This window comes from Palleronia pelagia, from assembly GCF_900110115.1.
Lineage (GTDB): Bacteria > Pseudomonadota > Alphaproteobacteria > Rhodobacterales > Rhodobacteraceae > Palleronia > Palleronia pelagia.
This window is the reverse complement of sequence record NZ_FOCM01000015.1, coordinates 1-19,451: the sequence shown is the minus strand read 5'-3', so window position 1 is coordinate 19,451 and position 19,451 is coordinate 1. Positions and strand designations below refer to the sequence as shown.

Below are 19,451 nucleotides of genomic sequence, written 5' to 3'. Positions count from 1 at the left end.
CTCCCTGGCGGTTGCCGCCGCCGGTTGGGTGGGTGTCAGTTCACCCGGAGATTACGCCGCCCTCGAATTTCCACCACCTCCGCGACACGACCGGGTGCTGTCGGTCGAGGTTGTGGTAGACTCCGACCAGAGCGCGCTGCACCTCGGAGATGACTGCTTCGGCCGTGTTCACGTGAGCGCCGGTCTCCGGGTTGGCATACTCTTTCTGGCTGTGGATCACATACTGGTGGTCGGCCATCGTCTGTCCCAGACCCCGGTAGCTCTTGCTTCCATCGGTCATCAGGTTCGTCGTCTCGGGGTCGATCCACTCCAGAAGACCCCAGCGCCGTCCCTTCAGAGGATGTGGTCGATCACGATGCCATGATTGTCACTGTCAGAACGTTGGCCTTGGGGCTTGGGCTCGCTCCATCATTCCGTAGTCGCGGTGGATGGAGAAGACCGCTGCCTCGTCCAACCCTCTGCGGCTGATAGCAGCCGTCAGTGCCGCTTCTGCGGTCTCGAGATCCGTGGTTGAGAACAGTGAAATCAGTCTGCCCTTCCGTGTGACGCTTTCGAAACTCGTATACGCAGCTCTTCTCCCAAGGCTGGAGCCATAAAGGGCGACAACATAGGAAGCATTGCGGCCGGGATCGCCCCGGAAGAAAGCTGGGCCATTTTCCGCAGCGGCACGCCAGTGAAGGATCCGGCGCCCTACGCGGATGCGGTAGTCGGCAAAGTGGACCTTCCGTCCGGCGGTTTGCGATTGGCGGTGTTGCACATCCTTGCGCCACGCAATGATGGCGTCCTCATCCCGCCACAGCTGGTGTGACAGCAAGAGATCCGGCTCGGTCAAAGACGTGAAGCGCTCGATGTACTCGAGGCCCTCATGTTGCGAGAGAGCGGGCCGTAATCGCTCGACGTGTTCGAAGTAGTGAACAAGGTGACCTAGCTTCGGCCGAACTTCGAAGAAAAGGCAATGCATCCGCTTCCCCTTAGATTCACTCATGAAATGCAACCTGCACAGCCGCCGGGGATGCACTTACAACAATTGGATCACTTGGTCAGGGCCGCCCCGTCCTTCAGGCGACCTGAATCATGGCATACCTAGAAGGGTCCTACAGCCTGTGCCCGAGCGCATCGAGGGAGACATGCGCGCCGCCTCGCGCGGTGTCCCTGATTGCCGCGGGCACATCGGCCTCCCGGCCGTCGATCACCGCCACCGCGCCAAGCTCCCGGGCCAGGTCCAGCTTCGCTGGGTCGAGGTCCACCCCGATGACATTCGCCCCCGCAGCCGCAGCGATCATCACCGCGGACAGTCCGACACCGCCATAGCCGTGAACCGCCACCCAATGACCTGCGCTGACCCTGCCTTGGCCGATGACAGCACGGAAGGAGGTCGCGAACCGGCATCCGAGACTGGCCGCAGTGGCGAACTCCATGCTCTCGGGCAAGGCCACAAGGTTCAGGTCGGCCTGATGGAGGGCGACGTATTCGGCGAAGGACCCCCAATGGGTGAAGCCCGGCTGTTCTTGGTGCAGGCAGACCTGTTGGTGCCCGGCGTGGCACTCGGAACAACTGCCGCAGCCGCAGATGAACGACACGGTGACCTTGTCGCCCACCTTCCAATTGGTCACATCCTTGCCCACGGCCTCGACCACCCCGGCCAGCTCGTGGCCCGGGACATGCGGCAGCTAGATGTCGCTGTCGTGCCCCATCCAGCCGTACCAGTCGCTGCGGCACACGCCGGTCGCCTCGACCTTGAGAACAACGCCATGCGGCTCGGGCGTCGGGTCGGGAACGGTGACGAGCCTGGGGGTCTCCTGGAACTTCTCGAACAATACGGCCTTCATGGGTTCATCTCCTCGCGGGGGCAGGATCAACGCGGCACCTCCACAAAACGCAGGGAAGATGACCGCGAGGACCACTTCGGCCGACTCACCATCCGACGCCAACATGCAGCGACCCGAGAGCGATCGACTGCGGAGAGAACCCTGAACCCGGCGAAGGCGCAGACCCGAAAGAGGAACCTTGACCAGTGCGATTAGAGAACTTTTCAGGGGGGCAGGCCACATACTGGAATTGCCTGAGGTATGTTCTGTGGTATAAGCACGATCTTGATGATTTTTTTACCTAAATTTCATGTATTTGGCTTCGCCTTTATGAAGACTTCGTCTCCGCCACTTGCCCCCGCGAAAGCGTTCTCCCGATCCGGCTGCGGCCGGATTTTTCCGTTGTTTTCGAGGGTTATGCGGGAGGGGCAGAGCACTGACCTCTGAGCCAGGAAGCCCGGAAGCGATCTCTCAGGGCCGATATTCTCCGGACCTGATGACTGCGCGGTTTCGGTGAATGGCTTGTAACTTTCAGAAATTTCAGGTTTTTTCCGACGCCCTAGCTAAACACTTCGATGTCAGTGGCGTTCGTGAAAAAGGAACCCAGATCGAACATTCAACAGGCGGATCATAGCCTTGCTGCGCTGGATCAATCAGCGGGAAGAGCCGGCGTCTTCACCTTCTCTTATGTGTGCCAGAGCCTCGTTTTCACCAAGTCTGAACGTGTCACCTACAGTCACCAGCCATTCCGCAAGAAGGTCAGTGGCCACAGAGACCTGTTCGGGCTTACGCAGGGCACACTCCCAAATCGTCGCCACGCGCCAACCTTCATCAAGCAGCGCTCCGCGAACGGCGCTGTCCCGTGCAACGTTCGCCGCGAATTTGGCCTGCCAGAACTCCGAGCGCGTTGCGGGAGTGGTGGCGTAGCGGCATCCCTCATGCCGATGCCAGAAGCAGCCGTGCACAAAGACGACGGCGCGATACTTCGGCAGAACGAGGTCCGGTCGCCCGTGGACCTTCTTCGAATGAAGTCGGAAGCGGAAACCGCGCGCGTGCAATGCCTGCCTGAGAGCCAGCTCGGGCTTGGTGTTCTTTCCCTTGATCCCTGCCATCATGCGTGAGCGGGTCTCGGCATCGACGATGTCCACCATCTCTTCTCCTTGCCACTTCTGTGAAAACCTGGAAAGAGGTGAGGCAGGAGCAGTGAAGTGTCGAAACCCGTTCAAATACTTGATCTGTTTTCAGGCCCCGGAGGGCTCGGGGAAGGATTCTCCTCCTGCAGGGGGAGCGATGGGTCGCGCGCCTATGAAATTGCCGTCTCGATCGAGAAGGATCGTGCTGCGCACAAGACACTGAGACTCCGCGCATTCTTGCGACAATTTGAAGAATGCCCTCCCGACTACTATTCATGGATTGCCGGGAAGCACGAATGCCCGGATTGGAAAGTGCTGTACCCTCGACAATGGAACGCTGCCGAAAATGAAGCGCTATGCGCAGAGCTCGGAAAACCGGAGACTGCAGCCATTCTTTCCGAGAGGATTTCTGCGACAAAGCGATTGGCCGGTGATCGTACTCTCCTGATCGGCGGCCCTCCCTGCCAAGCCTACTCTCTTGCCGGTCGGTCGAGAAATGCGGGTATCCGGGACTACAGACCGAAAGATGACGACCGGCACTTCCTCTACCGCGAGTATTGCCGCGTCCTGAACGAGTTGAACCCTGCGGTGTTCGTCATGGAGAACGTCAAGGGTATGCTTTCCTCCTCTGTCGAGGGGTTGGCGATCTTCGAGCAGGTGGTTTCCGACCTAGAGCGCGCTGGCTCGGGCTACAGACTCGTTTCCCTTTCGGCCGGCGTCCATTCAGACGCAAAACCCGAACCAAAGGACTTCGTTATCCGCGCCGAGGACCACGGAATTCCACAGGCACGGCACCGGGTCATCATCGTCGGGATCAGGTCGGATGTCGCCTGTAACTTCACCCCGCGACTTCAACGGCGAAACGCCTTGGTTCCGGTCAGAGACATGCTTACAGGCCTGCCGCGGCTGCGAAGTGGCTTGAGCCGACGCGATGACGAGCACGCTTGGTACGATGCGGTGGTCGACGCCATGGAGACAGTCGGTATGATCATCCGGGACTATCCCGGCGAGAACCTCAGCGGTTTTCTGGACGAACTGGATCGGGTCGAGGAACGACTTCTGACGACTTCGCAGACGGGGCGTTCGAGCCACGCAAGAAAACCCCTGTCCAGGAAACTGCAGCCGGAGCTTTCCGCGTTTCTCGACGACCCGAAACTCATCGGTGTCTCGGGGCACGAAACTCGTGGACACATGCCGTCTGATCTTGCGCGATATCTATATGCCGCCTGCTTCGCGAAGGCCGAGGGAGTCAGCCCACGGGCACACCAGTTCCCGGACATCTTGGCTCCAGAACACAAGAACTGGAAGACAGGCAAGTTCAACGACAGGTTCCGCGTTCAGATCGGCACAGCTCCGGCTTCCACGGTAACAAGCCACATCTCGAAGGACGGGCACTACTTCATTCATCCCGATCCAACGCAGTGTCGTAGTTTGACGGTGCGCGAAGGCGCGCGCCTACAGACCTTTCCCGACAACTACCACTTCATGGGTAATCGCACCGAGCAATTCGTTCAGGTTGGCAATGCAGTGCCACCATTTCTCGCAAGGCAGATTGCTGACACCCTGCTACCTGTATTCGAATCCCTTTGAACCTCAGCTCGTCAATTCGAGGCTCGCGTGTGAGAATCTTTCATCTTGGAGCTTTTTGAGCGCGCTAGCCGACGGGAGTCCTCCAACGTGTTGGTGATGGTCATGCGACGGCGGCGCACCTTGCCCAGAACAGCGACGAGCACTTCTTGGCGGTGCTTGGAAATGTCGATGGCGACCAGGACGGTCGAAGGGATAGAATGAGTGGCGGTCATAGCCGGTCTCCTCAGCGGTGTGGTTCAGCAAAACCACTGTTGATACCTGAGACCCGGTTATGGCCACCCGCTGCGCGATATGAAGGCTCCGCGCGTGACTATAACCTCTCAAAAGCGCTTCTTCCCGACGTGCTACGGCCCCGAGTTCGTCGCGCGGGCTGTCCGCGACTGGACCGCCGCCGTAGGTGCCAAGCCCCCGTCGACGGCACCTACATCTTCGGCGCGACGCTCCTCTACAAGATCAACGCCAGCGCCACGGCCCGCATGCGCGGGCGGCTGGTCCTGAACGGCACCACCGAAGTCCGCGGCTCCCTCGGCGAAATCTCCGCCACCCATGTCTCGCTCGCCACCGCCATCTGGCTGCAGACCATGGTGCCGCTGACGGCCGGCGATACCGTCGAGCTGCAGGGGTATTTCCGCGTCGCCGACGGGTATTTTGCCGCCGACCACACCTCCTTCTGGGGCAACAAGATCGGCTGAGCGGCCATCGCTGGCCTCACCTGTCTCGTTCAGGCATGTCGCTCGAAGACCTTGGTAGAGCCATAGTGCAGCAGCAGCAGTGTGTTGAACGCGTCACGCTGACTGCCCATCTCCATACCTGGGGAGCCGATCGGCATGCCGGGAACCGTCAGGCCAAGAGCGCCGAGCCACTCGGCCAGCGGTCGCCCGACGTCGCCGACGTGCACGTGACCTCCTACGACGTAGCCGTTAACGAGCGACGTATCGCAGGAGGCAAATTCCGGCGTGATCCCGGACTGCGCCTTGAACGCATACAAAGCGCCCTGGCCGACGTTCCGTGCGTCCACGAGTTCATGTCGGGGACGTAAAACCTCGTTCCGATTTCTTCTTGTTGTGTGGCGTTTCAGAGGGACGCCTCAAAGGTCCAAGCGCCGCAGCCGCAGCGCGTTCGAGATGACCGACACGGACGACAGGCTCATCGCCGCCGCCGCAATCATGGGCGAGAGCAGAAGGCCCACGAACGGATAGAGGATCCCGGCCGCGATCGGCACGCCGGCCGCATTGTAGGCGAAGGCGAAGAACAGGTTCTGCTTGATGTTGCGCAGCGTCCCTTTCGCGAGTTTCCGGGCGCGCACCAGCCCGACCAGATCGCCGCGCATCAAGGTGATGCCGGCGCTTTCGACGGCGACATCCGCGCCCGTGCTCATGGCGATGCCCACGTCGGCGGCGGCGAGAGCCGGCGCGTCGTTCACGCCGTCGCCGGCCATCGCGATCCGGGCCCCCTTGGCCCGAAGTTCCTCGACGAGCGCTTTCTTGTCTTCGGGAAGAACACCGGCACGCACTTCGTCTATCCCGAGCTTCCGGGCGACCGCTTCGGCCGTTCTCTGGTTGTCGCCGGTCGCCATGATCACCGTCAGTCCCAGGGCATGCAGATCGCGGATCGCGCCTTCCGTTGTCTCCTTGATCGGGTCGGCCACGGCGACGATCCCGGCGAGGCGCTCCCCGACGGCGACGAACATTGCCGTCTTGCCCTCGGCGCGCAGTTTGTCGGCTGCTTGCTCGGCGACGTCCGTCGAAATACCCAACTCGGCCATCATGGCCCGGTTGCCGAGCGCCACGGCGTGGCCCTCGACCGTGCCACGAACGCCCTTGCCGGTAAGGGCGTCGAAGTCGTCGGCGCGGCCCGCCGCGACGCCGCGCGCGCGCGCGCCCTCGACGATCGCCTCGGCGAGCGGATGCTCCGAGCCGCGCTCGAGCGCGGCGGCAAGCGACAGAACCCCGGTCTCGTCGTGCCCGCCCTGCGCCACGACATCCGTAAGCTTCGGCTTGCCTTCTGTCAGCGTGCCCGTCTTGTCCACGATCACCGTATCGACCCGCGCCATCCGTTCCAGCGCTTCGGCGTCCTTGATCAGCACGCCCGCCTGCGCACCCCGGCCCGCGGCGGTTGTGATCGAGATCGGCGTGGCGAGCCCGAGCGCACAGGGGCAGGCGATGATGAGGACCGAAACGGCGGAGGCAACGGCGAAGGCCAGAGCCGGGTCCGGGCCGAAGGTGAGCCAGGAAAAGAACGCCACGATGGCGATGATCACGACGGCCGGCACGAAGACCGATGACACCCGGTCCGCCAGCCCCTGGATCGGCGCGCGGGAGCGGCGGGCGCCGGCCACCATCTCGACGATCTGGGCCAGTACCGTGTCCGCGCCGACCTGCGTTGCAAGGATTGCCAGCGTGCCGTTCTTGTTGATCGTGCCGCCGGTGACGCGGTCGCCCTGCACTTTTTCGACGGGCACCGGCTCGCCGGTGATCATGCTTTCGTCGACGGAGGATCGCCCCTCGACCACCTCGCCATCGACCGGCACGCTGTCGCCCGGGCGCACGCGCAGAAGATCGCCCTCGACGATGTTCTCCAGCGGTGCGTCGTATTCGTCGCCGTTCGGAAGAATGCGCCGCGCCGTCTTTGGGGCGAGGTCCAGCAGCGCGCGGATTGCGTCGCCGGTGCGTTCCCGGGCGCGCAGTTCCAGCACCTGGCCGACAAAGACCAGCGCGACGATCACCACGGCGGCCTCGTAGTAGGTGCCGACGGCCTCGCCCATGCGGTACTCCTCGGGGAAAAGCCCCGGCGCGAAGGTCGCGACGAGCGAGTAGACATAGGCCGCGATGACGCCGATGGTGATCAGCGTCCACATGTTCGGGTTCATGGTCCTGATCGAATCCCAGCCGCGCTTGAAGAACGGCACGGCCGCCCAGAGGATGATCGGCGTGGCCAGCACGAATTCCAGATAGACGGCGATCTGGTGGCCGAGCCAGGACCGGACGTCGAGCGCGATCCACTCGCCCATCGTCAGGATGATCAGCGGAACGGCCGCGGATGCGCTCACCCACATCCTGCGGGTGAAATCCACCAGTTCCTCGCTCGGCTCGTCCGACGACGGCACCACCGGCTCCAGCGCCATGCCGCAGATCGGGCAGCTTCCCGGTTCGTCGCGGACGATCTCGGGATGCATCGGACAGGTCCAGACCGCGTCGGCGCGCGCGGCGGGCGCCTTCTTCGCCGCATTGCCCGAGGCATAGAAATGCGGGTCGGCCTCGAAGGTCAGTTCGCAGTTCTCGGAGCAGAACCAGTACGTCTCGGCTCCGTACTCGCGATGCCTCGCGTCCTCGCGCATCTCGACCTGCATGCCGCAGACCGGATCCGTCGCAGTCTTCGCGCCGGGTGCAGGGTCGCTATGGTGGTGACGAGCGTGATCGGACATCGGGACATCCCCTTTCAGGTGTAAGATGGGGTTTCCAGTTATTGGAAGGTCAAGGGGTCAGCTCGAACCTTCCCACGTCGATCCTTCGGGAACCTTTAGCGCAACGGCTAGGTTTCCGCGCGAATAGGCTTTGCTCGACAAACGAAACAGGAGGATCATCCCGATGCAACGAACACGCCAGACGACCCTCGCCGCGCTGCTTGTTACCATGGCCGCGCCGCCCGTCACGGCCGCGCCCGGCCATGGCGAGACCGACGTCACCTTCACCCGCGGCAACCGCAACACCGACTTCGCGCCGGCCTTCGACGCGCAGTTCCGCGCCGACCTGGTCGAGGGCAGCGCCTCGACCTCGACCGAGCTCCTGGCCGGCGGACTGGTTCATCCCTGGGGCATCGACCAGTTGCCCGACGGCTCGTTCCTGGTGACCGAACGGCCCGGCCACCTGCGACACGTCACCGCCGACGGCACCGTGCACGACCCCATCGCGGGCGTGCCGGAGGTCTACAATGCCGCGCCCGAGACCGGCTGGGCCACGCAGGCGGGGCTGCTCGACGTCAAGGCGGGGCCGGACTTCGCCGAGAACCGGATGGTCTATTTCACCTATTCCAAGCCGATGGGCGACGGCATGTCGGCCACGGCGGCCGCCCGCGGCACGCTGAGCGACGACATGACCGAGCTCAGGAACGTCGAGGACATCTGGGTCCAGTCGCCCCCCTCGGACGCGGCGATGCATTACGGCTCGCGGCTGGTCTTCCCCGGCGACGGCACGGTGTTCATCACCACGGGCGAGCATTTCACCGAGGAATATCGCGACTACGCGCAGGATCTGGACCGCACCTACGGCAAGGTCATCCGCGTCAACCTCGACGGCTCGATCCCCGAGGACAATCCCTTCGTGGGCCGGGAGGGCGACGACGCGATCTGGTCGCTGGGCCACCGCAACATGCAGGGCGCCGACCTCGCCCCCGACGGCAGCCTCTTCGTGCTCGAGCACGGCCCCGCGGGCGGCGACGAGATCAACAAGCCCGCGCCGGGCGCGAACTACGGTTGGCCGCTCGTCTCCTACGGCGAGCAGTATTCCGGTGAACTGGTCGGCACCGGCCAGGCGTCGATGGAGGGGATGGAGCAGCCGCTCTACTTCTGGGACCCGGTGATCGCGCCCGGCGGCGCCACCTTCGTCACCGGCGAGATGTTCCCCGAATGGGAGGGCGATCTGATGATCGGCTCGCTCTATCCCAGCGGGCTGGTGCGGATCGTCTTCGGCGAGGATGGCTACGTCGTCGAGGAGGAGCGTCTCTTGCGCAACCAGGGCCGGGTGCGCGACGTGGACGTGCTGGCCGACGGCTCGATCGTGTTCCTGACCGATTTCGAGAACGGCTCGATCATCCACGTCACGGCGCCCGACTGAAGGGTTTGGTGAATTCCGGCTTCGTGATCCAGCGCCCCCGGCCGCGTCCTTTTATGGGGCTTGTTCATCCCGGGCGCCGCCGCGCCCAGTGGCTTGGCCGTGATCATGGGGGTCGTCCGCGGGCGGGTTGCGCCTCAGAAAGACGTGCTCGAAGCCGAACACGGTTGCCATGCCGGCAAGGGCGATCAGGACGATCGTCGGGTCGCTTTGCCATTTCATCACCGTGAAGGCCCCGAGCACGATGGCGTCGAGCCCGATGGCCGTGAGAAGGACCCAGCCGCGTGCGCCGATCTCCTCCCTGAGGTGTCGCCAGACGCCCCAGTGAATCAGCATGTCCATCACGAGGTAGAAGAACGCGCCGAGCGAGGCGATGCGGCTGAGATCGAAGAAGATTGTCAGCGCACCGGCGATCACGACCGTGTAGACAAGGGTATGGTCAAGGATGGTGCCGGGCATCCCGAAATGGCTGTGCGGGATCATCTTCATGTCGGTCAGCATCGCCAGCATCCGCGACACGGCGAAGATGCTCGCGATCACGCCCGAGGCCGTCGCCACCAGGGCCAGCGCCACGGTGAGGTAGAAGCCGATCCGGCCGAGCGCGGGCTCCGCCGCCTCGGCCAGCGCGTAGTCCTTCGCCTCCACGATCCGTCCGAGCGGCAGGCTGGCGCCCACGGCGAAGGCCACCAGCAGGTAAACCGCGGCGCAGATCGCGATCGAGATGACGATGGCGCGGCCGACGTTGCGGTGCGGGTCGGTAATCTCGGCGCCGGAATTGGTGATCGTCGTGAAGCCCTTGAAGGCGAGGATTGCAAGCGCCAGCGAGGCGACAAAGCCGCCGAGTCCTGTCTCGGCGCTGCCGGTCGCCTCGAAGGAGAAGCCACCCGCCCAGAGCGCCGCGATGCCAAACAGCGCGATCCCGCCGACCTTGAGGACCGCCATGATCTGCGACAGGAGCCCGACCGAGCGGTTGCCGGAGGCGTTGACGAGATAGGCGACGACGATGAGGCCGACGCCGATGGCGGGAACGAGCCAGCCCTCCGGCTCCATCCCGAGACCGCGCATGAAGTAGGTGGCGAAGGTCCGCGCGACGAGGCTTTCGTTGATGACCATCGACAGCGCCATCAGGAGCGCCGCGCCCGCGGCAACCGTCGTCGGCCCATAGGCCTTCTTCAGGATCATGCCGATCCCGCCGGCGGAGGGCCATGCGTTGGACATCTTGACGTAGGTATAGGCGCTGAACCCGGTCACCACGCCGCCCGCGACGAACGCCATCGGAAACCAGGGGCCGGCAAGCTCGGCGATCTGACCGGTCAGCGCCAGGATGCCGGCCCCGATCATCACGCCGGTGCCCATGGCGACGGCATCGGTCAGGCTGAGGCTGTTCTGTTTGTAGTCGGAACTCATGGTCGGTGTGCTTTCGTGGGGCTGTCGTCCGGCGTGTTCCAAGGGCCACTATGCCGAAGGGCAAGCAGCAAGAGAGGCAGCCCAGTCAACAGCCCGAGACCGATCGCGATCCACTCGCCGCTTCCGAAATCGCCCTCCATGGCCACGCTGCCGAAATGCGCGAGCACGAAGCTCGCAGGCAGGATACCGGCGATGGTGGCCAGCGCGAAGCGCCAGAAATGCAGGCAGCTCAGCCCGGCGGCGTAGCTCATCGCGTCGAAGGAGACGAAGGGCAGGAGGCGGCTGACGAAGACGGTGAGCGTCAGGGCGTTCTGCGATCCCAGCAGGCCGTACTCCGCCCGGTCGCCGAGCCATCGCTGGACGGCCCCGCGTCCGGCGCCGCGCGCGATCAGGAACGCGATGCCGGCGCCGATTTCCGACCCGACGGCGACATAGAGCGTGCCGGCATAGTGCCCGTAGGCCGCTCCGGAGGCGAGCGCGATGGGGGCGCTCGGGATAGGGCTTGCGACGACCGCTACCGTCATCAGCGCGACGATCGCCAGCGGTCCCCAAGCGCCGGCTTCGGCGACCCAGCGCTCGATCCGGCTGCGGTCCAGGGCGACCGGATCCCAGCCCAGGGCGAACGCCGCGATGAGTGCAAGAACGAGCGCGGCCGCCGCCCATGCCGCGACGGCCTGCCAGCGCGGTCGTAGGTTGGGGTCGCGATGCCGTGCATCTTCCATCAGTCTTCTTCCTGCTGCCAAGTCTTCTGGCAGGCCGAGAACAGGAAGGTCGCCGACCAGGTGAGAAGCATGAAGCCGAGGAGCGACTGGAACAGAAGAAGCATGCGGAAGCCGCCGCTGGCCTCGAGCGATGCGTAGCCCAGCGTCGTGAAGGCGATGCCGGTGAGGTAGAGAGTGTCGGCGAACGCCGGCGGCGCCTCGAACGCGTCGGGAAAGACCGCTCCAAGCAGCCAGTGGTTCACGGCCGCAAGGGCGGTGAACTCGGCCGTGTGCAGCGCCAGCAGCGACACGAAAGTGACGACGACCCCCGATTTCGGATGCTGCCCGTGGTGAGGCGCGATCCTCAGAATGCCCGCGAGGGCGAAATGGTGTGCGACGCCAAAGGCCGCGGTCAGGGCGAACCCGGCGACATATGTCGAAAGCGCTCCCATCTACGCCGTCAAGCCGCATCCACTGCGCGAACGAGCATGTCGCGGACCTGCCCGGCGACCTTGTGCAACTCGGCATTGTCCACCGCCTGCATCGATGCGACCGGATCGATGGCGCTCACTTCGGTGCCACCATCGACGGAGCGCAAGATCACGTTGCATGGCAGCATCGCGCCGATCCGCGGCTCGAGGCCCATGGCTTCCCAAGCCATGTTCGGATTGCAGGCGCCGAGGATTCTGTGGCCATCCATGTCCTTGTCGATCTTCTTCTTCATCGTTGCCTTGACGTCGATCTCGGTCAGAACGCCGAAGCCTGCCTCCGTCAGCGCCGCGCGCACGCGGGCTTCCGCGTCGTCGATGCTGGTGCCCGCCATCATGCGGTCGTGCGTATATGCCATTCTGTCTATCCTTTCATGGTTGAGGCCCGGCCCCGCAGGATGCGGGACCGGGCAAAGAGGGGCAGTAAGGCGGGCTCAGTTATTGCCCATCCGACCCTGGCCCGGTGTCCCCATCATGCCGCCGTCGCCCTGCATACCGCCGTTCGGTCCGGGCATCATGCCGTCGCGCATCGTCTCCATGCGCTCCATCATGTCAGCCGGCTTGACGATCTCTGCCACCGACACCGCGCCGTCTCCATCGGCGTCGAGGAACTGGAAGCGGTCCACCATGGTTTCGCGAATGAGTGCGCTATGGAGCGTCTCGAATTCGGCGAGCGACAGGGCCTCGTCGCCATCGGCGTCATATTCCGTCAGCAAAGCCTGCAGCCCTTCGCGGGTTTCCTGCGATGCCACCGTGCCATCGCCATCGGTGTCGAACCGCTCCATAGCCATGCCCATGAGCGACGGGCCGCCGCCCATCATGCCCATGCCCTGGCCCATGCCCGACATGGGGCCACCGGGCCCCATCATGCCCATGCCGCCCATCATCTGCGCGTGCATCCGCATCATCACCTGCATCATGTCATGATTGCCGGCCCTCGGACCCTGCGCTCCCGGAGCACCTTGGCCATGATCGCCCGCGGCCAGGGTGGCACCGCCCAGAGACATCAGAATGGCGGTAGCCGCCGCGAGTTTCGCTCCAGTTTTCATGTCTGTATCCTTTCTCGTGTAAAACGCCTGACCGACATGGGAAAACAATAAAGAACGCCAAGGCTGCGTCATTTCCGATTTTGTATCCGTTCGTCGCAACGCGGGTGCCTGATACAAAGCATTACAATCGCGGTGCTGACCCTGTGTCGCCACACTGCCAAATGATAAGGATGAACAGCTTGCCGCATATCCTCGTCGTCGACGATCACCGCCAGATACGGGACTCGGTCACGCGATTCCTGGAACGCAATGGCATGAGGGCGACGGCGGCCAAGGATGCCCGGGACATGGACGAGAAGCTCGGGAAGGGTCACTTCGACCTTATGGTGCTCGACGTCATGATGCCGGGCGAGGACGGGCTTTCGATCTGCAAGCGCCTGTCGGCCGAGAAACGGCTTCCCATCATCATGCTCACGGCCCTCGGGCAGGATCAGGACCGGATCGTCGGTCTGGAGATCGGCGCGGACGACTACCTGCCGAAACCGTTCAACCCCCGTGAGCTTCTCGCACGGATCAAGGCGGTCCTGCGCCGCGCACCCGAGGAGCGGAGCGAGGCCGGAACGCTTTCGGGCCGCCTCCTGCGGTTCGGCGGGCTGACGCTCGATACCGATTCCCATGTCCTGACCGACCGGGACGGCAATCGCGTGCAACTGACGACGGCGGATTTTCGGCTGTTGACGGTCCTTCTGGCGCGTCCGCGCACGGTTCTGAGCCGTGAGCAGCTTCTCGATCTCACGGCGGGGCGGCCGGCGGGTCCGCTTGATCGCACGATCGACAACCAGATCAGCCGGCTGCGGCGCAAGATCGAGGCGGATCCGTTGCGCCCGACGCTCATCACCACCGTTCGAAGCCACGGCTACAGTCTGAACGCGGATGTCGAGGTGATCGCGTGACCGGGCCGCGGATGGGAAGCCTGCGCGCGCAGCTCGTGATCCTCATCCTCGGGGCATTGGCCATCGCGCAGGCTGTGAGCTTGTGGCTCTTCGCGGACGAGCGCAGCCTGGCCGTCCGCGCTGCACTAGGCTTCGAGGCGGCGGGGCGCGCCGCCAATGTCGTGCGCCTGCTGGAAGAAGCGCCTCCCGATCTTTCCGCGTCTATCGTGCGGGCGGCGAATTCGCCACTCGTGCGGTTCGACCTTGCGCCCGCCCCGAGCGTCACCGCGCCCGACCATCATCACGCAGCCTACATCGAAACGCGCGTCCGGGCATTGCTTGGCGACGGCTTCAGTCGCGACATCCGGGTCAACCTTAGAGAAACCGCCGTTCCTCTCCATCCGATCCCGAACCTGTCCCCGCAAATGGCCCAGATGCATCAAGAGATGATGCGTGGTCGGATGCAGGCCGTCGAGATGAGCCTGTCCATCGCGCTTTTCGGCGGCCAGTGGCTGAACGTCGCCACGCGGTTCGAACGCCCGCCATTGCAATGGCCCCTGTCTTCCTTCCTCGCCTTCGGACTGACGGCTGCGCTCATCCTCGTCGCGGTGTTCTGGTTCGTGATGACCCGCCTGACCGGGCCCCTTCGGGACCTGTCGCGCGCCGCCGAGGATCTGGGGCGGGGCGATGCGGGCGCGCCGCTGCCGGTCGCCGGCCCCGACGAGGTCCGGGACCTCACCCGCGCGTTCAATCGCATGCAGGAACGGCTGACGCGCTTCGTCGCGGATCGCACCCGCATTCTCGCCGCGGTCAGCCATGACCTGCGATCGCCCCTCACCGCGATGCGCTTCGATGCCGAACTCGTCGAGGACGAGCAGACCCGCGAAAGCCTGATCGCCTCCATCGACGAGATGCAGACGATGGCCGAGGCCACGCTCGACTTTGCCGAGGGGCTGGCGGGGCGCGAAGCCTCCGAGGTCGTCGACATGCCCGACTGGCTGGAGACGCTGGCAGGCGACAGGGCCACGCCGTTCGATCTGACCGGCGGCCCGCATATGACGGCGCGCATCCGCCCGCTCGCCCTGCGCAGGGCCGTTCGCAACCTGGTCGAGAACGCCACACGCTACGGGGGCGGCGCCGCGGTCGGCTGGCACCGCGCGGGCGACGATCTGGTGATCGAGGTAACCGATCATGGCCCCGGAATCCCGCCGGAAGAGCTCGAAGAGGTCTTCGCGCCGTTCCACCGGCTGGAAGCGTCCCGCTCGCTCGAAACCGGGGGCCACGGGCTGGGCCTTGCCATCGCGCGGGCGATCGTGCGCGGACACGGCGGCGACATCCGGCTCCAAAACCGTGCCGAAGGCGGGTTGAAGGCTTCGATCTTCATCCCGCTGGCGGAGGACGCACCGGTCGACAATCAGACGAAGCAGAAGGAGACCTGAAATGAAACGAACGGCAATCTGGGCAATCATCGCTCTTGCGGCGCCGACACTGGCCGCCGCGGACCCCGGGGACAACTGGCAGGAAGGATATGGTCACATGATGTGGGGTGGCGGATACGGCGTTTTCGGCGGGCTCATGATGATCCTGTTCTGGGGTATCGTCATCGCCCTGATCGTTTTCGGCGTGAAATGGATGTCCGACAATCGCGGGCCGGGCGGAAACCGCCGAGATGCGCTCGAGATCCTGCGCGAACGCTTCGCTTCGGGCGAGATCGACGAGGAAGAGTTCGACCGGCGGCGCAAGGCGCTGGAAAAGTGAGGCACCCGCGCCCGGGCCGCGCCCGCCGCTGCGGGACCGGGCCGCGGCCGATGCGATGAACCGCCGCCGCGGCGGCATCGAACGGGCGCGGGGGGGCGTGCAGTCAGGGCCGTTCGGCGATGTCCCGCCCTTCCCCGGCGGCATCGTCGAGCGCGGCCATGACCGCGTCCGTCGTCAGCAGTTCCGGCAGAACGATGCCGTCCGGCGCAGCCGGGCCATAGGCCGCGTTGAACGGGATACCGTAGCGCTCGAAGCCTTCCAGATAGCGCGAAATCGCCGGATCGGGCCGGGTCCAGTCGGCCTGCATGGGGGTGACGCCCTCCGCCGCAAGCGCCGAGACGACGGGGTCGCGGTCGAGCACGAGCGCCTTGTTCGCCTTGCAGGTCAGGCACCAGTCGGCGGTGACATCCACGAACACGACTTCGCCCGTCGAGACGCGGCGCGCGATCGCGGCGCGGTCGAAGGGCAACCAGTCGGTCATCTGCGCGCCAGGCGCGCGGGGCGCCGATGCGTCGGCCAGATACCCCGCCCCGAAGAGCATGAGCCCCAGGAGAGGCAGTGCGAGCCCCGCGCGGATCGGGCCCCGGAGCTTCGGCAGCGACAGCAGCAGGACCAGGCCCGCCGTCATCCCGACGACCGCGAGCATCGCGGGGGTGCCGGCCACGCCCCGCAGCACCCAGACAAGCCAGGCCGCGGTGACCGCCAGAAGAAGGCCCAGCACGACGCGCAGCGCGATCATCCACCGCCCCGGCCTCGGCAGGTGGCGGACCAGGCCCGGGCGGGCGGCTACCAGAAGGTAGGGGGCGGCAAGACCCAGCCCGAGGAAGGTGAAGACAAGCGCGATGTCGGTGCCGCGCCCGGCCAGCGCGAAGGCGATGGCTGTCCCGAGAAAGGGCGCCGAGCACGGCGTGGCCAGCACCGCGGCGAAGGCCCCGGTCAGGAAATCGCCCACATGCCCCCCCGCACTCCCGACCCTGGCAAGCCGGGTTTGCATACCGGCGGGCAGGACGATCTCGAAGGCGCCGGCGAGGTTTGCGGCAAAGATGGCAAGGATGCCGATCATCAGCGCGAGGAAGACCGGGTTCTGGAACTGCAGGCCCCAGCCGATGGTGACACCCGCCTGCCGCAACGCGAAGAGGACTGCGGCGAGGCCCCACATGAAGGCCACGATCCCCGCGGCCGAGGCGAGGAATCCCCGCCGCACGCGCGCGCTGCCGGCGCCGTCCAGCTTCATCGCAGAGGACAGCTTGATCGAGAGCACCGGCAGCACGCAGGGCATGACGTTCAGGATCAACCCGCCCAGGAAGGCCGTCAGCGCGACCCAGACCATGCCGGACATCGACGCGGCGGCGCGTGCTTCCGTGTAGGGCGGCGATGGTGCCGCGGCCAGCCTGTCCGGCGTCACGGTCACGGCCCAGCCCCCGGTATCGGTCGCGGCGAGCGACGGCGTCGCGGTCGGGTCGGCGGGCGGTGAAAGGATGGGCAGGCGCGCCCAGAGCAGGCGGCCCTCCTCGCCCAGCCTGATGTCGGGGGGGCCGAAGGAGGCGTATTCTCCCAGTTCCGGGAACACGTCCGGCGTCCGGAAGGGCGAGGAACGCCGCAACGTCACGGTCAGAGCGGTTGCCTCGTCATCGACATGCGCGGCGGCGGAGCGGATGCCCCCGGCCTCCGCCCCGAGGGGCACGCGGCTCGCGAAATCGGCGATGCGCGCGGCGCTTTCGGCATCGATCGACGCGCCTCGGGGCAGGTCCAGCGTCAGGGTGAAATCCTGCGGCACGCAGATATCGGAACATGCCAGCAACGTCACCGCGGCGGACAGATGCGCAGGCTGGCCGGGCTGTTCCAGCGCGATGCGCAGCGGGAAGACGACCTCGTCCAGATAGCCGAAATTCTCGATGCCGAAGGCCGTGAAGCGCTCGGGGGCGGGCCATTGGAATTCGACCTCGGCCACGTTGCGCGACCCGGCCCAGTCGATCTCGGGCGGGAAGCCCACCTCGCCGGGTGTGCGCCAGTAGGTCTTCCAGCCTTCGCCAAGGTCCAGCGCCAGCCCCGCGGAAATCGTGCCGGAACCGGGCGCGATGCCGTTTTCGGCCGTGATGAGCTGCGCGCTGACCGCTGGTGTCGTTGCCTGTTCCGAGGTTGCGGCCGGAACCGCCGCCGCCCAGGTGACGAGAAACAGCGCGCTCAGGAGGACCGCGGCCACGCCCTTCTGGGGCGATCGGTTCAGCATATCCTACGCCAGCCTTCCTCGCGTTCGATCTCGACCAGTCGGCGCAATACGCCCTCCGTGATCTCACCCTGAATGACCGTTCCGCCGACGACCATTGCCGGTGTCCCGATGAAACCGAAAGTCCGCGCGAGGGCCTTGCTGACCATGAGTTCGCCGACGATCTCTTCGCTCTGCATGTCTTCGATCAGACGGTTGCCATCTATTCCGATACTGTCCGACAGCCGAAGCAGATAGTCGCGCGTCGGCTGGAACGGCGTCGTCCACAGCGCTTCCTGAAACGCGACGTAGGCGCCCTGTCGCCTGGCTGCCAGCGCCGCTTTCGCCGCCCGGTCGGACCCTTCGCCGAGGAGCGGCAGCTCGTGCCAGGAAATCCTGACATCACTGTCGCGTTCTTCGGCAAGATCGGATTGCCCGCTACCTCTATCACATTCAGGGAGGCCGTACGGCCATGCGCTATGGCGTGGCCATCGCACGCGGCAATCTGTACGAGCCCGGCACCTACACGATCCGGCGCAAGGTTCGGTGGCCACACTGGACACCGACGCGCTCCATGATCGAGCGCGATCCGGAACTATACGCAGACGTGCAAGACGGAATGGAACCTGGGCCCGACAATCCACTTGGTTCTCGGGCCTTGTATCTCTTCGTCGGCGATCGCGACACCTATCTGCGCATCCATGGCTCGCCGGAGCCGCGCTCGATTGGGGGCCGCGCGAGTTCTGGCTGTGTACGGATGGTGAATGCCCATATGATCTCGCTCTATCCGCAGGTCGAAAATGACGTGACGGCGTACCTGCATCCGCCCGAAGACTACGTCAGCGCACGAAGTTGAGCTCCAGAATCGAAGGTCGGTAGCGGTTGTGAACCCATTGGGCCGTGCCATCGCCGACCAGTGTCAGCCGGAAACTGCTGGGCTGGATGCCGTACAGATTGGGCGCCCTTCCATCGTCCGGAGCGGAAGCAGAGCCGTCTCGACGGGCCCCGAGTGGAGATACCAGTAGCATCCGTCCTCTGCGCGAAGGCGGGCAGTCGTGAGATCCTGGTAAGGGGCCGCGATCTGAATGACGGCTTCGGGCACTGGTATCGGGGTCCGTTCCGTACCGCCGCCTGACCGATCGAGTGACGGCGAACAGGCGCCAAGGACCAATACAAGACCTACTTGCGCCAGATGTCTCCACTTCATGTGGACTGCCCCCCTGCCAGTTGATTGCTGCATTATTCCTAGAGTGACCATCCCGGCCTTGGACAGCAACGATGGCATGAATTTTGCGTCATGCGTGGCCGGATCCTCCACGTGCCCGCGTCATCGCATCAGCTGGATGATTGTAGCGCGGACACAAAATAGGCGATGCCGGTCAAGAGCACGACGACTGAACCGAACAGTAAGAGCGACAAGAATACAGCAATTCCGCGAGAACGTCGGTCCACAACTGATCGGCCCTGCGTGAGCCAGCCCTCGAGCACGGAGACGTAGAGAGGAATTGCGCTTACCAGCGTGGTCGTGTCGCGGAGGTGGTGGAAATTCGAGGGCGGCGTAATCTCCGGGTGAACTGACACCCACCCAACCGGCGGCGGCAACCGCCAGG

At 64.9% G+C, this 19,451-nt stretch carries 22 protein-coding genes and 1 pseudogene; 7 read left to right on the top strand and 16 right to left on the bottom strand.

Annotated features, from left to right (window positions below; translation table 11 throughout):
- Positions 1 to 40: 40 nt before the first annotated feature.
- From BMX96_RS18615 to BMX96_RS18600, 5 genes are all read right to left on the bottom strand, one after another.
- Positions 41 to 304, bottom strand: coding sequence for a transposase (locus tag BMX96_RS18615; protein ID WP_269085895.1), 264 nt, complete (start codon positions 302 to 304; stop codon positions 41 to 43).
- 69 nt (positions 305 to 373) lie between these two features.
- A complete protein-coding gene (locus tag BMX96_RS18610) occupies positions 374 to 985 on the bottom strand; it encodes an antibiotic biosynthesis monooxygenase family protein (protein WP_091846853.1) in 612 nt (203 codons plus the stop codon).
- 109 nt (positions 986 to 1,094) lie between these two features.
- Entirely contained in the window at positions 1,095 to 1,670 is a 576-nt protein-coding gene (locus tag BMX96_RS18605; RefSeq protein WP_269085894.1) for an alcohol dehydrogenase catalytic domain-containing protein, read from the bottom strand.
- Positions 1,671 to 1,829, bottom strand: a complete 159-nt coding sequence (locus BMX96_RS20000) for a hypothetical protein (RefSeq protein WP_236737146.1) — start codon at positions 1,827 to 1,829, stop codon at positions 1,671 to 1,673.
- A 632-nt stretch (positions 1,830 to 2,461) separates the two neighbouring features.
- Entirely contained in the window at positions 2,462 to 2,959 is a 498-nt protein-coding gene (locus tag BMX96_RS18600; protein ID WP_091846852.1) for a very short patch repair endonuclease, read from the bottom strand.
- A 57-nt stretch (positions 2,960 to 3,016) separates the two neighbouring features.
- Here BMX96_RS18600 and BMX96_RS18595 point away from each other — a divergent pair, with 57 nt between their 5' ends.
- On the top strand, positions 3,017 to 4,531 hold the full coding sequence (locus BMX96_RS18595) for a DNA cytosine methyltransferase (RefSeq protein WP_091846851.1): 1,515 nt from the start codon (positions 3,017 to 3,019) through the stop codon (positions 4,529 to 4,531).
- A gap of 11 nt (positions 4,532 to 4,542) precedes the next feature.
- Here the strand turns inward: BMX96_RS18595 and BMX96_RS18590 are convergent, their stop codons facing one another.
- Positions 4,543 to 4,743 carry a hypothetical protein gene (locus BMX96_RS18590; RefSeq protein ID WP_091846850.1) on the bottom strand — a complete coding sequence of 67 codons (201 nt, stop codon included), beginning with the start codon at positions 4,741 to 4,743 and terminating at the stop codon, positions 4,543 to 4,545.
- A gap of 129 nt (positions 4,744 to 4,872) precedes the next feature.
- Between BMX96_RS18590 and BMX96_RS18585 the strand changes: the two genes are divergently transcribed.
- Complete coding sequence (locus BMX96_RS18585; RefSeq protein ID WP_236737145.1) at positions 4,873 to 5,223, top strand: hypothetical protein; 351 nt, start codon at positions 4,873 to 4,875, stop codon at positions 5,221 to 5,223.
- 29 nt (positions 5,224 to 5,252) lie between these two features.
- On the opposite strand, the gene BMX96_RS18580 is transcribed toward BMX96_RS18585, so the two are convergent.
- Together BMX96_RS18580 and BMX96_RS18575 are read right to left on the bottom strand one after the other, a co-directional pair.
- Entirely contained in the window at positions 5,253 to 5,549 is a 297-nt protein-coding gene (locus BMX96_RS18580) for a DUF411 domain-containing protein (protein ID WP_091846849.1), read from the bottom strand.
- 69 nt (positions 5,550 to 5,618) lie between these two features.
- Complete coding sequence (locus BMX96_RS18575) at positions 5,619 to 7,955, bottom strand: heavy metal translocating P-type ATPase (protein WP_091846848.1); 2,337 nt, start codon at positions 7,953 to 7,955, stop codon at positions 5,619 to 5,621.
- 163 nt (positions 7,956 to 8,118) lie between these two features.
- On the opposite strand from BMX96_RS18575, the gene BMX96_RS18570 reads away from it, so the two are divergent.
- Positions 8,119 to 9,363: a PQQ-dependent sugar dehydrogenase gene (locus tag BMX96_RS18570; protein ID WP_091846847.1), complete on the top strand. Its 1,245-nt coding sequence runs from the start codon at positions 8,119 to 8,121 to the stop codon at positions 9,361 to 9,363.
- Between the two features lie 51 nt (positions 9,364 to 9,414).
- Here BMX96_RS18570 and BMX96_RS18565 read toward each other — a convergent pair whose 3' ends face one another.
- The 5 genes from BMX96_RS18565 to BMX96_RS18545 form a co-directional block, all read right to left on the bottom strand.
- On the bottom strand, positions 9,415 to 10,767 hold the full coding sequence (locus tag BMX96_RS18565) for an APC family permease (protein WP_091846846.1): 1,353 nt from the start codon (positions 10,765 to 10,767) through the stop codon (positions 9,415 to 9,417).
- Entirely contained in the window at positions 10,764 to 11,489 is a 726-nt protein-coding gene (locus BMX96_RS18560) for a TVP38/TMEM64 family protein (RefSeq protein WP_091846845.1), read from the bottom strand. Before BMX96_RS18560 ends, BMX96_RS18565 begins: the two co-directional genes overlap by 4 nt.
- Entirely contained in the window at positions 11,489 to 11,920 is a 432-nt protein-coding gene (locus BMX96_RS18555; RefSeq protein WP_091846844.1) for an ion channel, read from the bottom strand. Before BMX96_RS18555 ends, BMX96_RS18560 begins: the two co-directional genes overlap by 1 nt.
- Before the next feature lie 8 nt (positions 11,921 to 11,928).
- The gene (locus tag BMX96_RS18550) at positions 11,929 to 12,315 is read right to left on the bottom strand and encodes a DUF302 domain-containing protein (RefSeq protein WP_091846843.1); all 387 of its coding nucleotides are present in this window, start codon (positions 12,313 to 12,315) and stop codon (positions 11,929 to 11,931) included.
- 75 nt (positions 12,316 to 12,390) lie between these two features.
- Positions 12,391 to 13,005, bottom strand: a complete 615-nt coding sequence (locus tag BMX96_RS18545; RefSeq protein ID WP_236737144.1) for an EF-hand domain-containing protein — start codon at positions 13,003 to 13,005, stop codon at positions 12,391 to 12,393.
- 170 nt (positions 13,006 to 13,175) lie between these two features.
- On the opposite strand from BMX96_RS18545, the gene BMX96_RS18540 reads away from it, so the two are divergent.
- From BMX96_RS18540 to BMX96_RS18530, 3 genes are read left to right on the top strand one after another with little or no spacing between them, the layout of a single operon-like run.
- On the top strand, positions 13,176 to 13,898 hold the full coding sequence (locus tag BMX96_RS18540; RefSeq protein WP_091846841.1) for a response regulator: 723 nt from the start codon (positions 13,176 to 13,178) through the stop codon (positions 13,896 to 13,898).
- Positions 13,899 to 13,909: 11 nt separating this feature from the next.
- Positions 13,910 to 15,316 carry an ATP-binding protein gene (locus tag BMX96_RS18535; RefSeq protein ID WP_091846840.1) on the top strand — a complete coding sequence of 469 codons (1,407 nt, stop codon included), beginning with the start codon at positions 13,910 to 13,912 and terminating at the stop codon, positions 15,314 to 15,316.
- 1 nt (position 15,317) lies between these two features.
- A complete protein-coding gene (locus BMX96_RS18530; RefSeq protein WP_236737143.1) occupies positions 15,318 to 15,635 on the top strand; it encodes an SHOCT domain-containing protein in 318 nt (105 codons plus the stop codon).
- 103 nt (positions 15,636 to 15,738) lie between these two features.
- Here BMX96_RS18530 and BMX96_RS18525 read toward each other — a convergent pair whose 3' ends face one another.
- Positions 15,739 to 17,865, bottom strand: a complete 2,127-nt coding sequence (locus tag BMX96_RS18525) for a protein-disulfide reductase DsbD family protein (RefSeq protein ID WP_091846839.1) — start codon at positions 17,863 to 17,865, stop codon at positions 15,739 to 15,741.
- Positions 17,859 to 18,338: a DsbA family protein gene (locus BMX96_RS18520; RefSeq protein WP_091846838.1), complete on the bottom strand. Its 480-nt coding sequence runs from the start codon at positions 18,336 to 18,338 to the stop codon at positions 17,859 to 17,861. The genes BMX96_RS18525 and BMX96_RS18520 overlap by 7 nt, the downstream gene beginning before the upstream one ends.
- Between BMX96_RS18520 and BMX96_RS18515 the strand changes: the two are divergent.
- Positions 18,266 to 18,697: pseudogene (locus tag BMX96_RS18515) on the top strand (L,D-transpeptidase); the annotation flags it as partial. The gene BMX96_RS18520 and the pseudogene BMX96_RS18515 sit on opposite strands and share 73 nt — an antisense overlap.
- Before the next feature lie 479 nt (positions 18,698 to 19,176).
- Here the strand turns inward: BMX96_RS18515 and BMX96_RS19770 are convergent.
- The coding region (locus tag BMX96_RS19770) for a hypothetical protein (protein WP_214606877.1) at positions 19,177 to 19,451 on the bottom strand (275 nt) is incomplete at its 5' end.